Origin of the sequence: Pseudomonas xanthosomatis (genome assembly GCF_019139835.1) — a bacterium.
In the GTDB taxonomy this organism is placed as follows: Bacteria; Pseudomonadota; Gammaproteobacteria; order Pseudomonadales; family Pseudomonadaceae; genus Aquipseudomonas; species Aquipseudomonas fakonensis.
This window is the reverse complement of the sequence record NZ_CP077075.1, coordinates 3,788,416-3,802,506: the sequence shown is the minus strand read 5'-3', so window position 1 is coordinate 3,802,506 and position 14,091 is coordinate 3,788,416. Positions and strand designations below refer to the sequence as shown.

Sequence of the window (14,091 nt, the reverse complement as noted above, 5' to 3'; positions counted from 1 at the left end):
ATGATGCTGGCCCTTTCTCAAGCAACGAGGCCTGCATCATGTCCCTGAGCGCTGAACAGATTGGCGAATTCCGCGCCTTTGCCGAAGAGCTGGCCGATGCAGCGGCGGCTGCCATCCAGCCGTACTTTCGTGCCGCGCTGGAGGTGCAAGACAAGGGCGGGCGCCTGTACGACCCGGTGACCGTGGCCGACAAGGCTGCCGAAGACGCCATGCGCGCATTGATCCAGGCCCGTTACCCCGAGCACGGCATTCTTGGAGAAGAGCAGGGGGTTGCGGTTGGCAGCAGCCCGCTGACCTGGGTGCTCGACCCCATCGACGGTACCCGCGCGTTCATTACCGGCCTGCCACTGTGGGGCACGCTGATTGCCCTTAACGACGGTGAGCGCCCGCGCGTCGGAGTGATGAACCAGCCGTTCACTGGCGAGCGCTTCGTCGGCACCCCCGAGGGTGCCTGGCGCAGTGGCACGCCGCTCAAAACCCGCGCCTGCGCCGACCTGGCCAGCGCCACCCTGATGTGCACCACGCCGGACATGTTCGATACCGAGGCACGCAAGGCAGCTTTCCAGGATGTAGCCGGCAAGGCGCGGCTGATGCGTTATGGCGGTGACTGCTACGCCTATTGCATGCTGGCCTCGGGCTTTGTCGATGTAATCGTCGAGGCCAGCCTGCAGCCGTACGACGTGCAGGCACTGATGCCGATCATCGAAGGGGCGGGCGGCGTGATCACAGCCTGGGATGGCAGTTCGGCGCAGAACGGCGGCTGTGTGGTGGCTTGCGGCGACCCGGCGCTGCATGCGCAGCTGGTGCAGATGCTGCGCCACGCGATGTAAAGCAGCCACCTGTAGGAGCCGGCTTGCCGGCTCCTACAGGTGGGCATTAAAAACGTGAAGCGTTTCGCTTGTTTGCCCGCGACCACCGCACTTTTTGCCGATTCCGTGTTCTATGCAGAGTTGGGCTGCGCCGACCCCCGGCAGGGCCGCTGACATGTACCGGTGCCGATGGCCGCAAGACAACTCGCATCCCACCCCGCACACCTGCTGCTGGCAGGCGTCCTGACGTGCCTGGGCGCCTGCAGCCAGCAACAGGGCAGCGACATGCTCCAGCAGTTTCGCAACGGCAAGCCCGACGAGCTGTTCCAGACCAGCGTCGACCGCATGGCCACGCTGGCCATGCGCGACAACCTGCAAAGCCTGTACCTGCTGATGAACAAGCTGTACCTGCGCAACCCCAGCCAGTGGCAGCGCTCCGGCTACCTCGACGCCACTACCGCTGCGCGGCAGATCCGCATCGCCATCGAGCAGCGTCAGAGCCTGCCGCAATTGGGCGACCGGCGCGACCTGGCGGCCTTGAGCTACGCCCTGGACCCTGAGTTCAAGGGCGACCGGGTGGGGGCTTTCATCTATGCCATCGGCAGCATGCTGGTCACCGCCCATGGCGGGCGCACCGAGTTCTACATGACCGATACCCTCGACCCGCTGTTCATCAACAACGCCGCGCGCAATATCGAGAAGGCCACCTGGATGCTCAGCCAGCGCCAGGACGCCAACGGCGTACTGCTGTTGTTTTCCAACGAGATTTCCGAGCAGGGCAGCAACCTGAGCTTTGCCGTGGAGTTCGGCAAGATCGTCGCGCGCCTGGACCTGCTGGCGCAGATGCTCGACGAGCGTTACCGGCGGATCGGGCTCAATTATGCGCAGAGCCTGCTGTTGATGAATTTCCTGCCGGTGCAATGACAATCGCGGGGCAAGCCCGCTCCCACGGAGCCCGAATCAAGGGGCGTGGGAGCGGGCTTGCCCCGCGAGGTACTGCATCAAGCCACATCGACCAGCACGATCTCGGTGTCTTGCAGCGCAGTGACCTTGATCAGGCTTTCCTGCTCGATGGCCACACCATCACGCGCCTTGGCTTGCAAGCCGTTGACCTCGACCAGCCCCTTGGCCGGCACCAGGTAGCCGCGCCGGCCCGCATCGAAACGATACTCGGCGCTTTCCCCGGCTTTAAGGGTGGCAGCCACCAGGCGCGCATCGGTACGGATCTGCAAGCTGTCCTCGTCGCCTGCACGGCCGCTGGCCAGGGTCACGAAGCCCTCGCCACGCTCACCTTTGGGAAACGGCCGGGTGCCCCAGGACGGCGCATCACCGACTCTTTCCGGGACGATCCAGATCTGGAAAATGCGCGTATCGACCTTCTCCAGGTTGTACTCGCTGTGCACGATGCCGCTGCCTGCGCTCATCACCTGTACATCGCCCGCTTCAGTGCGGCCCTTGTTGCCCAGGCTGTCCTGGTGGGTGATGGCACCCTCACGAACGTAGGTGATGATTTCCATGTCGCGGTGCGGGTGCGGCGGGAAGCCGCTGCCGGCGGCGATCAGGTCGTCGTTCCACACCCGCAGGTTGCCCCAGTGCATGCGCGCCGGGTCGTAGTACTCGGCGAACGAGAAGTGGTGGTGGGCGTCGAGCCAGCCGTGGTTGGCATGGCCAAGGCTTTCGAAGGACCGAAGTTGCAGCATGATTATGCTCCTCTGAAGGGGTTGCGATGGCGCTATGATGCGGGCATTAAAGATCGAAAAAAAGCGTAAATATCGGCTTATTAATATCTATTAAATAGATTGTTTTTGGTGCGGTAATGGATGCACTTCATCGCCTAATACACTGATAAAAAAGCATTCGCTGGCGCTTTACGGCGGATGAGGCGAACATGGCTGCTGTTTGAATTTTCAATGGAGTGACCGTGCCCCACGAGCATCCCCAGGCCCCGGCCGACCTGACCCCGCCTGCCCAGTTGCCCTGGTTGCGCCGCCTTGCTGCGCGCCTGCTGGGGCGTGGCCTGAGCCGCTTGCAGGCGCAGCACCGTGACAGTTGGTTCCTGGGCCATGCCACGGGCCTGCGCAACGGCCATACCGATGGCCTGCAGGAGGGCTACGAGCGCGGGCGGGTGGACGGCTTTGACGCTGGCCGCCAGGTGCTGGTGATTCGTGACATGCGCCCTGACAGTGCAGCGGTACCCGGCCAGGACGACAAACTGTTCGACGACTGGCGCCTGCCGCTCACGGCAGAGCTGAAAAAGCGCTTCAAGGCCGATGTCGCCCAGCGCCTGCCGGCCGATGCGCAGCCAAGTGCTGCGCAGTGGAAGCTGATCTTCAGCGACACACCGTCCACTTGCGTGGTCGCAGGGGCTGGCGCCGGCAAGTCCACGTCGCTGGTACTGCGCATTCTGCTGTTGCGCCACTACCTGGGCTACGAACTCGACGCCATGACTGTGGTCACTTTCACCCGCGAGTCACGCAAGGACTTCATCCAGCGCCTGCTGCAGGTGTTCGCCCTTTGGCAACTGGAGCTGTCGCCGGCCCAGGGCCGCGAGCTGGTGCGCACCTTCCATTCGCGCATCTTGCCGCTGGTGCGCAGCCTGCCGGGCTTCAGCCAGGTGCGTGCATTCGAAACCCTCGGCAATGAACTGCCAGCCGGAGGCGAGGCCGCTGCCGACAGCAACCCGTTCGACCTGCGCCTGAACGACGCCCAGCGCCAGCAGCTCAACCTGTGCTACCGCGACCTGATGAACGACAGCCCGCGTTTCGCCACGTTGATCGGCGAGTTGCGCCAGGAAGCCTTGCTGCTCAAGCCCTTGGACCCCAATCACCCTGATGTGCAAAAGCGTGTGCAGGTGACCCAGCTGGCCGCACAGCGCGACGAAGAACTGTGCGATGTGATCGAGGACCTGTGGTACGCCGCCGGTGCCTGGCCGATCAAAGGCATCGAGCCTTGTCGCGAGACAGTGCAGATCCGCGGCAGCCGCTTCCATGTGCAGGGGCGGCTGGCAGGTTCTGACACTTGGGTGGTGCTGGGTTTCGACCCTGCCGAAAGCGGCCAGTACCAGCGCCCCGGCGCCAAGCTGACGGTGCGGGCCGAGTGGGCGGTAAAGCGCACATTGCTCCAAGCTTTCTGCGATAAACCATTGATATGGTTGGATAACTACTCTTCTGCAAAGCGCCTGGCCGCCGCCTTGGCGGGCGATGCTGTGGCCGGCCCCGGGTTTGAATACAAGGTCAAGGGCGAGCTGGCTCCTGCGCCGCTGCTCGATGCCTTCGTCACCGCCGCAAGCTTCATCGAAAACCTCGGACTGGAGGTGGGCAGCGCCGTGGCAGCCATGAGCTTCCCGCCCGGCGACAGTGACGGCCCGTTCTTCGAGGCCCTGGCGCTGTTCTGGAAGGCCTTCGAGGCGCAGTTGTTGGCCCAGTCGCCACCGGTGATGACCTACAACCGCATGTTCGCCCTGTTCGGCGAGAACAACCCGGAGAACCTGCAGCTGCTGCCCGACCCGCTGTTGCGCCCGCTGGCGCACCTGATGATCGACGAGTTCCAGGATGTTTCGCCGCAGATCGTCAGCTGGCTGCGGGCGAGCCTCGGCGAAATTCGCCGCCGCGGCCCGGCGCTGCACGTCGGACGTGGCGCGCAGCATTCCTCGCTGATATGCGTGGGCGACGATTGGCAGTCGATCTATGGCTGGCGGGGCAGTTCGCCCAAGTTCTTCATGGAGTTCACCAAGGCGTTCCCGTCGCCGGCCAATACCCGGGTCATGCTGGTGGACAACTACCGTAGCCAGCAGCACATCATCGATGCCGCCGAACACCTGGTCAAAGGCACGCCAGCGATCACCGGCAAGAAGGCCAAGGCGTGCGGCCGTGCGGCCGAGCTGCCGTTGGCGCCGGTGCGGGTGTTCGAGCGCGATGAGGCCGCCTTGGCCCAGACGCTGATCGAGCATTACCAGCAGGGTGAAACGGTCTTGATGTTGTTTCGAAAAAGTATCGATAAGTCATTGATAGAACAGCATTTAATTGATGTAGTTAAAGCTGATTCTAGCTTGCCTCCAAGCCAGCGCAGGCTCAAGCAGCTGACCTACCACAGCGCCAAGGGCTTGCAGGCCGATGCCGTGTTCATGCTCGGCGACTGCCAGTACCTCACCAGCTCGCCGTACAAGAACCAGGTATATCGCCTGGCCGGGCTGGGCAAGCCGGGCGATGCCCAGGCGTTCGACACGGCGCAAAAAGAAGAGGTGCAGCGCCTGGCCTATGTCGGAGTGACCCGGGCCATCCGGCACTGTTACTGGCATGTGGAAAGGCCCAATGGCGAGGCTGCGAACCTGCCGCGCGCAGCGGGCCTGGTGGAGGGGCGGCAGGCCTTCTTCGAAGACCTGCGCGGGCAGTAGCGGCATCAGTCCTTGGGCGGCACCGTTTGTTCTTCGGTCAGGCGCTTGATCAGCACCGCCTCGGCGTGCTGGCGTTCGGCGTTGTAGGCGGTTTCGGCCTCGGCAGACAGTTCAGTGTCCGAGCCCCTTGGCCGAAGGTGCCCCTGCTCGTCGAACGGCGCGCTGCCCAAGGCGTTGGCTATGGCTGCGCTGACCTCGTCGCCCATTGGGCCATCCTCCGGCTCGTAGACGCCAATGAGGTAATCGAAGCCGCGCGCCCAGGGCTTGCGAAAACTCTCGAAGGCTTCGGGGCGTTCGCGCTCCAGGAACAGGCGCCAGGCAGGTTCGGCCATCAGCCAGTCGCGCATCCGCGCAATATTGTTGGCCAGCCGGCTGACGGCCACCTCGACTTTATCTTCGATACTGTCATCAACCCTGGCGGTTGCGCGATAGAGCATGCCACGGCTTGGCTCCGGGAAGTCCAGCCGATAACTTTTACTCAGGGCCAGGCGCAGCGCCAGGCGAATCTCGATGTCGTCCACCGGGAAGTTGCGCAGGTCTTCGTCACTGATGCCATCTGCAGGGTCCAGGGCGGGCAATGCTTCAGGGGGGGTGTTGGCAACCAAGGCATTACGACGCAACGTCCGAAGCAGGCTGATACGGTCTGCCGCCTCGTTGACCAAGGTGCGACGGTACAGGCGGCGAAAGTGCAGGAACAGGTCCCAACCGCTGATCTTTCCGTTGCTACTCAAGTCGTAAGCCTCAACTTCCAGTTCCAGGGCACTGAAGGCATCTGCCCCGGCATCACCGCAGTTGGCTGGGTATTCCCCGGCCAGTTCGACAACCCGTTGGCGCAGCCCGTCGTCGTCGGCGACCCGGTCCAGCAACCGCCATACCCGCTTGCCCAATCCCGCCGAGTCTCGCTGCGCGTCGCTGGACTGGGTGAGGCGCTGGAGGATGTCTGCCAAAGGGGTATTTTCGGGTTCTGCGAACAAGGCATCCCACTGTTCTCGCTGCTGGGCAGTGCCATGGGCGCGCCAGCTCAGCGGTTCGCCTTCGGACTCTGCCTCCGACGTTGCCGGGTGTTCGTACACGACCAGGCCGCTTTCACGCAGGCGTAAGGCATCAGCTTCTGCCAGGCCGTTGTAATTGAACAACCATCTCAGGTCGCGGCGGTTGCCTCTGAAGGCCTGGGCATAAGGGGTGGCCAAGATGGCGTCGATGCCAGGCAGGGTCTGTATGTCGTTGCGGCTCAGGTCGAGCCGGCGCAGTTGGAAGTTGCGTTGGTTCATCAAGGTGGTCAGTCCGTCGGGCCATGCGCTAAGCCCGGCCTGGCTAAGGACGAGCGATTCAAGCCTAGCCATGAAACTTAGGTCTGGCGCCATGCCCAGCGGGTTGGAGCCGAGGTCCAATCTGCGCAGGTGAACCATGTCGGCGAACCAACTGCAAGTGGTTTCATCCAGGGTCAGGGCGTTGGCATGCAGGTCCAGGCTTTCCAGTTGTAAACGAGTCAGCTCGCGCAGCTGTACACCCTCCAACTGCAAACCGTTGAAACGCAAGCTCAGCCTGCGCAGGCGTGGCAGGCCCGACAGGGTCGGCAAGGCATTGCCCGGAAGGGAGCCGAGCAGGTTGCTGTTCAGCTCCAGGGCTTCCAGGCGGCTTGCGTTGCGCAGGCTATCGAACAGCGAGCTGGCGTCCAGGCCGACGTTCTGGCTACAGCGCAACCTCCGCAGGTTGGGGAAGCTCTGCAGGAAGGCCTGCTCCACCTGCTCCACGCCAGCGTTCTCCAGGATGACAGTGGTGATGTGGTCCATTTGTGAGGGGAGGGCCGGCACAGTCTGCAACTGCATGTTGCTCAGCGTCAGGGTGTCACCGCTCTCCCTGCGCCAGGCACCGCGAAGAGCTGCTGCAAAAGCCTCGCGGCTCTGTCGCTGCTCGGCAGGCAGCGCCTGTACCCACGCTGTCAGTTGTTCGTCCAAGTGACGCCATTGCGCCTCCATGGCCCTGATCCGTTCGCCAAGGTTGCCAGGCAGTCTGCGCAGTTCGTTGCGCAAGGCGTTGATCTGCTCGGGTTCCAACCCCGGAAACAGCGCGCGCAAGCGGGCGCCGATATTGTCAGGCCACATCCCGCGCCCACTGAGCGGGTAGCCGATGCGTCCATCGCTCATGCGCAGTGGCGAGCGCCAGCCTGGCCGGATCGGTTGCTGGCCCAGCAACCGACGGGCCAACGGGCGATCGGCAAGCAAAGCTTGCAGGCAGCCCGGTGTGTCGCCTTGCAACTCGGGGCGCAAGCGGGTGAGCTGCTCGACCAGGTTTTGGGTATCCTGATTGGCAAGTTCAGGGCGGTATAGCCCCATCAGCGCCCTGTCCAGGCGCAACCGGGCCTGGCAGCGCCGTGCTTCTTGCGCAACACGCAGCGGCACTTTGGCCCCTGGGGTCGCCAGTTGCTTACGTTCGTTGGCGTTGGCGTGGCTGGCAATTTCTTCCAGCACCCGTACCGGCAGCCCGGGGAATTGCTGGCCGATGCGGCCGGCGGACACGCTTGCCGTGGGTTGGGCACGCTCGTACAGCCTGTTGAATATTTCCTCCCGCTTGCCCTGCAGGCGGTCTGCCAGCAGTGTTTGCAGGCGCTGTGCGCGTTCGCTGGCTGGCGTCTGGCCATCGAGCAGGCTGAGCAGTGACGGCTCGTCCAGTTGGCTGATCACGGTGCGTGCGAGGTCGCCGTTCTGCAATTGGGTGCGGGTAACCTTCAGGTCCAGTCCTGGCCCCTCTGCCCGGTTGCCATAGGTGACCGCTTCGCCCCGAGGCTCGGGCCCCGTGTAGACTTTCACCCGAACGTGCTCCGGCCAACCTGGCAGCGTCGGTAACTCGGCAGGGCCAAAGTTGTAATCGGCACGCAATGGCTTGCCTTCGCGGATGGCGCTGACGATATTCCGGGTGTCGATGTCGCAACGCACCCGTACCATGGCGTCGATCAGCAGTGACGGGGTGGGTTCACTGATGACCAGGCTGCGCCGCAGGGCGCTGGGCGAGAGGTCGACCAGCTTTACGATTGTGCGTAACTGCGTGTCGCTCAGGCCGTCGGCGTGGTGGCCGACTCGGCGCAGAAGCTCTGTGTTGTCCCATGCCAGGGGTGAATCATGCTCCATGCGCCAGGCGCCCTGGGCATCGTGGCGCAGTCGAGGGCGGTAGGCCTGGGGGTCTGCAGGGTGCTGCACGCACCAGCGCCCTTGCTCGTCGGGCATCACCTTATAGTGCTGGCCGTTCATGCTGATGTAACGCTCGTTACCGTCATACCGCAGGCCCTGGGTATCGGGGTCGCCCAGGCCATCAGGCAGCGTTTCGACGGCATAGCCTTTGAGCGAAGGCCGCCACAACCGGCGCTTGCCCTCGATCAGGATTTCTTGCATCGCATCCACGAAACCACTGGCCTTGAGGGCTTTCGTCGCACCGGCGAAGGCGCCGACGGTCAGGGCGTTGACCAGCAACGACTCGACATGGGCCAAGGCTTCGGCGTTTTCGCCATGCTCCCAGCTTTCGATGCCATGGAACACTTCGCCCATGATCTGCGCACCGAATATCGCCAGCATCGGCACATTCAGCCCGGGCACTGCCAATGCCGCCACATTGAGCACATCCAGGCCGATCTCCAGCCAGTGCTCCAACCGCTTCAGCCACGCGGCGGCGTCGACATCCGCAGTGGGAACGGCGATAGCCCGGGCATTGCCCTTCAAGCGTTGCAGGTGATCGACGTAGAGCGTCTTCCAGACCGAAGCACCGACGTTGCGGGTGCCCAGCCTCAGGACGGGTGAAGGCCGGGGTTTGAGGCGTCCGTCGGCGAGGGGTTCGAACAGCGCCGCTTGCAACTGGCGCGCCAGGGCTGGCTGCAGGGGAATGGGCGCATAACTGATGAGCAACTGGCGCAGTTTGGTTTGCAGCAGCCGCGTGGCGAGGTGCTTGTGAATTGCGCTTGCCGACGGGAATTCCCTGAGGGTTTCCTGGCTATGGCCTGGTATGTACAGCACGCAGGGGTTGACCTGCGTGTCGTCTTGCGGGCCGATGACCAGCACTTCATGGATCGGCGTACCAAACAGCTCCAACCGCCTCACCGAAACCCGGCGCCCGGCATAGCGGGGTGCAGGGTCTTCGGCACACAGTTGCAGCAACATGGCATGGCCATCCTTGCTCAACAGTGCCTGCATGCGTGCGGTATGGGCCTGCACCAGCAGTTCGTCGCGGCTGGCACGGATGCAGGCCTGCTCGACCGTCGCCTGGTTCGGACCTTCGAACACCGCCACCAGGTGCTGCTGGTAACGTTTGCCCAGGTCCAGCGACCGGCACGTGTCGATGAAGGTTGGCAGATCCAGGCCACTCAAGGCGGTTGTGTCCGTGGTGCTGTTTTGCAGGGTGCTCAACGGCCCGGCCGCGAAGCCTGCGACGAAGTTGCCCAGCGCCGCCGCCAGCAGGCTGTGGCGTTGCGGCGGGCCATCGGCCTGGGGTATGGAGGGATTGATAACGGCCGGAATCGATCCTCCCGATGGCAAACCGATCAGGTCGGAGTCCACCACCAGCTTCCAGGGTTGGAAGACATACTGCGCCTGGGTGACGGGCGGGCCGATTTTCAACGCGTCAGCCAGCAGCGGTTGGCAAAAGGCTGTGATGCCTTGCAAGCCGGCAAGCGCTACGCCGCTGGCTTTGCGGCTCTGTTCGCGCCGGGTCAGTGCTTGTTGCAATGCGTTCTGGTCGCTGGCCTCGGCGCCGGCATACCAGGCAAAAGGCTTGCCTTCTTCATCGAGGTAATCAGCCCGCAGTGCGCTGAACAGCGCGCCGATGTGGCTGGCCGGCAGTTGCCGGGCCCAGGCAGGGAACGAGGTGACGATAGTGGATTGGTGGAAGGCGGTATCGGTTAGCTGCATGGCAAAGCTCCTGGTGAAAGCTGCCATCTGATCGGTAAACCCACGTTCAAAGGTATTAGTGGAGTACCTCCCGCGCGGGGCTGCTATGGTCTTGTTACCGCCCGCCGTCAGGAGTTGTTCGATGTCGCCTGCCTTTCACGTCCTGCATATCGACCATGTGGTGCTGCGTGTCGTGAGTCTGCAGCGCAGCCTGGAGTTCTATGAGCAGTTGCTTGGGTGTGCCGTGCGCCGGCGCCGCGAAGATTTGGGCATGCTGCACCTGGCTGCCGGCAGCAGCCTTATCGACCTGGTGGCGACAGACGGCCCGCTGGGGCGCCAGGGCGGCGCCGCACCTGGCCGCGAGGGCCACAACCTCGACCACCTGTGCCTGCGTATAGAGCCGTTCGACGAGCCCGCTTTGCGCGCTCACCTGCAAGCTGCCGGGGTGCAAGTGGAACCTGCCGAACAACGTTATGGTGCCGACGGTGAAGGGCTGTCGGTGTACTGCCTCGACCCTGACGGCAACCGGGTCGAGCTCAAGGGGCCGCCGTTGGCCTGAATGAAGCGCCGGGCGCTGCGACTGAGGCAATCGTGCCTTTCCTGGCTAAGCAGGGGGCCTGTAGGAGCGGGCTTGCCCCGCGATAGGGTCGATCGTGCATACCCACAGCCCCAAGCCCTGCGCATAATGCCTTGCCGCCATTGCCAAGGAAGCCCCACCCCATGCTGGCCTCGCTGTTCGCCGTCCTGGCCCCTGTATTTATCGTCGCCGCCATCGGCTATGCCTGGGCCCGCCGGGGCCTTGCCTACCCAACCGAGTTCATCGCCCAGGTGGTGATGACAGTCGGCACCCCGGCGCTGGTGCTGTCGACCCTCAACCGCACCCAGCTCGACCCCGGCGCGTTCAGCAGCATGGCCCTGGCCTGTTGCCTGTGCCTGCTGGGCATGGCAGTAGCGGGTTACCTGGTGTGCAGAATCAGCGGCCAGCACTGGCGGGTACTGCTGCCGGCGTTCATGTTCCCCAATACCGGCAACATGGGCCTGCCCATCAGCCTGTATGCCTTCGGCGAGCATGGCCTGGCCCTGGCGGTGGCGTTCTTTCTGACCTTGTCGATCTTCCAGTTCACCGTGGGTATTGCCATTGCCGGCGGTGCTGCTTCGCCAAAGGCCTTGTTGCGCAACCCCATCGTCATCAGCCTGGCCGGGGCCATGCCGTTGATCTTTCTGGATGTCGAGCTGCCGCGTTGGCTGGCCAATACGGCCGACTTGCTGGGCGGCATGACCATCCCGCTGATGCTGCTGACCCTGGGCGTGTCGCTGGCCAGCATTCGCCCACGGCATATCGGCAGCGGCCTGTTGCTGGGCGGGCTGCGCATTGTGCTGGGGGCGGCGGTGGGTTGGGGCGCGGGGGCGTTGCTGGGGCTGGAGAGCCTGGAGCGGGCCGTGCTGGTGGTGCAGTCGGCGATGCCGGTGGCGGTGTTCAACTACCTGCTGGCGGTGCGCGCAAACCGGGAGCCGGAGCATGTGGCCAACCTGGTGATGTGCTCGACGCTTCTGTCGTTTGCCTGGTTGCCGGCGGTGTTGGCGTGGTGGCTGTGAGGGCGCTATCGCCGGCAAGCCGGTTCCTGCAGGGGGAGCCGGCTTGCCGGCGATAGCGCCGTTGATCAGCTGGCTGGCTTTTCGGCCTGGCGCTGCGCACCGGCCTTCTCCTGTACCAGCGCCTCTCGCTTTTGCGCCTGCTCGCGCTGCTGCGCCCACTGTTCACTGCGCTCCTTCAGGCGCTCGGCGCCGCCTTCGGCGAATGCCGAGGTCACAGTGCTGGCGGCAAGCAGGGCAAGGGCAATGGAAAGGGTTTTCATGCGGGGTACTCCATCATCGATCAACAAATAAAACGGCCACTGGCCAGTTGCGGCGAATGATGGAGCCCGCGGATTTTCCCAGCATTAAGGCTGCGCTCAGCCTTCGTGTGCCCAACCCTGGTCGGTCTGCACCATGCTTTGGGTCACCTCGACCGGTTGTGCGGCGCTGGCGGCGGCCTGGGCGAGGCCTTTGATATCGGCCTTCAGTGCCGGATCGTCCGCCCAGGCCGGTAGTTCGCCGACGCTGTAGCGGAAGGTCACTTGTGTGCGTTTGCTGCCATCGCGTTCCACAGGGGGCGTGAAGCGTTCTATCGCCGTGACCTGGGCTTTGCCGAAGCACAGCCCGCCCTTGCCATCTTGCCCATCGGCCTTGTACAGGGCGCGGCCTTTTTCGGTCAGCTCATAGCGGTAGTAGATGTCGGTGCGCGCGGGTTGCCAAAGGCGTTCGGGCACTTCGGTACGGCTGATTTCCTGCTCGCTGACCACACCGACCCTGGCCAGGGCGCGCAGCGCCTGGTTGGTGCCGTCAACATCGAAATCGCGGGTGCGGGTGGGGAAGGTGGTGGCCACGAAACAGCGCGGGTACTGGGTGTCGAGCCAGGCCTGGGCGGCCTGGTGCAGGCTGGCTTCGGTGGCTTTCTGGCCGTCGGAGCAGCCGAGCAGGCTGGCCAGCAGGGCCAGGGGAATGAGCTTCCTGTCCATCGTAAGGCTTCCTTGAATTGCCATGGTGCGGGTTGAAAACGCAGGCTTTAGGCCGGCGGGGCGGATTAAAACCCGCGAGCCAGAGCGCCTGCAATCGTGGCAAGTGGACATGCCCGCAGGCTTTGTGACGGGGGTCGCAAGCGTTTGCGTCCTGAGCGCTGCGGACTGTACCGGCCCATCGCCAGCAAGCCTGCTCCTTCAGGACCGTGCAACCGGCAAACCGTCAGGGTTCGACCATACTGCTCAGATTCGCCTCGGCGCCGCCGGGGCCTTCGGGGAGAACGGCGATGGCCAAGGGTGCTGGCAACAAGCACAAGCGCGAAGATGGGCAAAAACTCGAGCGCAAGGCTTACGAAAGCGAGCTGAAAAAACTGCATGTAGAGCTGGTGAAGCTGCAGCAGTGGGTGGTGGAGCAGGGCCTGAAGGTGTGCATCGTCTTCGAGGGCCGCGACGGCGCTGGCAAGGGCGGCACCATCAAGGCCATCACCGAGCGGGTCAGCCCGCGGGTGTTCCGGGTGGTGGCGCTGCCGGCACCCACCGAACGGGAAAAGACCCAGATGTACGCCCAGCGCTACCTCACCCACCTGCCGGCGGCCGGCGAGGTGGTGATCTTCGACCGCAGCTGGTACAACCGCGCAGGCGTCGAGCGGGTAATGGGCTTTTGCAGCGATGAACAGGCGCGCAAGTTCCTGACCGTGGTGCCGATGTTCGAGCGGATGATGATCGAGTCGGGGATCATCCTCATCAAGTACTGGCTCGAAGTCAGCGCCGAGGAGCAGACCCGCCGCCTGCAGGACCGCATCAACGACGGGCGCAAACTGTGGAAGCTGTCGCCCATGGACCTCAAGTCTTACAACCGCTGGGACGACTACACCCGCGCCCGTGACGACATGTTCGCCGCCTCCGACTCGTCCTGGGCGCCCTGGTACATGGCCCGTTCGCAAGACAAGCGCAAGGCGCGGCTGAACATCATCAGCCACCTGCTGCAGCAGATTCCGTACAAAGACCTGAGCCACAAGCACAAGATCGAGCTGCCCAAGCGCGGCAAGATCGGCAAGTACAAGGCCCAGCCGTACCCGTTCAAAATGGTCGCCGAGCGCTTCTGAGCCGGGAGGGCGCCAGATGTTAGAAATTGAGCAAGACAGTTGCTCCCACAGGAATTGCATGAGCTGCAGGCCAATGCCTTACCTGTAGGAGATCACCCAGCCCTTTGGGCTGCGCTGTCGCGCAGAGAACTGGTCTCGCAGATGCACCGCGCCCTCTGTGGGAAGCGGCCTTGCCGGGGCGCCGTCCGGTCGAGATGGGCTGCGCAGCAGCCCCGGCAATTTTTGCATGAAGCTGAGATCTTGGGGCCGCTTCGCGCCCCATCTCGACCGGACGGCGCCCCGGCAAGGCCGCTTCCCACAGGAACCGTGTTAAATCAATGAGTTGCAGTTTGTTCTATGAGAGCTGGCTTG

At 63.8% G+C, this 14,091-nt stretch carries 10 protein-coding genes; 6 read left to right on the top strand and 4 right to left on the bottom strand.

The window, feature by feature from the left end; translation table 11 throughout:
- Window positions 1–38 precede the first annotated feature (38 nt).
- Window positions 39–830, top strand: a complete 792-nt coding sequence (gene hisN / locus KSS93_RS16950; RefSeq protein WP_217885143.1) for a histidinol-phosphatase — start codon at window positions 39–41, stop codon at window positions 828–830.
- Between the two features lie 168 nt (window positions 831–998).
- Window positions 999–1,733 (top strand): hypothetical protein, encoded by a 735-nt coding sequence (locus tag KSS93_RS16945; RefSeq protein ID WP_217885142.1) that lies wholly within the window; start codon window positions 999–1,001, stop codon window positions 1,731–1,733.
- A gap of 77 nt (window positions 1,734–1,810) precedes the next feature.
- Here the strand turns inward: KSS93_RS16945 and KSS93_RS16940 are convergent, their stop codons facing one another.
- Window positions 1,811–2,509 (bottom strand): pirin family protein, encoded by a 699-nt coding sequence (locus KSS93_RS16940; RefSeq protein WP_217885141.1) that lies wholly within the window; start codon window positions 2,507–2,509, stop codon window positions 1,811–1,813.
- A 221-nt stretch (window positions 2,510–2,730) separates the two neighbouring features.
- On the opposite strand from KSS93_RS16940, the gene KSS93_RS16935 reads away from it, so the two are divergent.
- Window positions 2,731–5,202: a UvrD-helicase domain-containing protein gene (locus KSS93_RS16935; RefSeq protein WP_217885140.1), complete on the top strand. Its 2,472-nt coding sequence runs from the start codon at window positions 2,731–2,733 to the stop codon at window positions 5,200–5,202.
- Between the two features lie 5 nt (window positions 5,203–5,207).
- Here KSS93_RS16935 and KSS93_RS16930 read toward each other — a convergent pair whose 3' ends face one another.
- The gene (locus tag KSS93_RS16930; RefSeq protein WP_217885139.1) at window positions 5,208–10,097 is read right to left on the bottom strand and encodes a dermonecrotic toxin domain-containing protein; all 4,890 of its coding nucleotides are present in this window, start codon (window positions 10,095–10,097) and stop codon (window positions 5,208–5,210) included.
- A gap of 121 nt (window positions 10,098–10,218) precedes the next feature.
- On the opposite strand from KSS93_RS16930, the gene KSS93_RS16925 reads away from it, so the two are divergent.
- The gene (locus KSS93_RS16925) at window positions 10,219–10,635 is read left to right on the top strand and encodes a VOC family protein (protein ID WP_217885138.1); all 417 of its coding nucleotides are present in this window, start codon (window positions 10,219–10,221) and stop codon (window positions 10,633–10,635) included.
- A gap of 161 nt (window positions 10,636–10,796) precedes the next feature.
- Window positions 10,797–11,672, top strand: a complete 876-nt coding sequence (locus tag KSS93_RS16920; protein ID WP_217885137.1) for an AEC family transporter — start codon at window positions 10,797–10,799, stop codon at window positions 11,670–11,672.
- A 65-nt stretch (window positions 11,673–11,737) separates the two neighbouring features.
- Here the strand turns inward: KSS93_RS16920 and KSS93_RS16915 are convergent, their stop codons facing one another.
- Window positions 11,738–11,932, bottom strand: coding sequence for a hypothetical protein (locus KSS93_RS16915; RefSeq protein ID WP_217885136.1), 195 nt, complete (start codon window positions 11,930–11,932; stop codon window positions 11,738–11,740).
- 96 nt (window positions 11,933–12,028) lie between these two features.
- Entirely contained in the window at window positions 12,029–12,634 is a 606-nt protein-coding gene (locus KSS93_RS16910) for an SEN1982 family lipoprotein (RefSeq protein WP_217885135.1), read from the bottom strand.
- Between the two features lie 287 nt (window positions 12,635–12,921).
- Between KSS93_RS16910 and ppk2 the strand changes: the two genes are divergently transcribed.
- Entirely contained in the window at window positions 12,922–13,740 is an 819-nt protein-coding gene (ppk2, locus tag KSS93_RS16905; protein ID WP_217885134.1) for a polyphosphate kinase 2, read from the top strand.
- Window positions 13,741–14,091 lie beyond the last annotated feature (351 nt).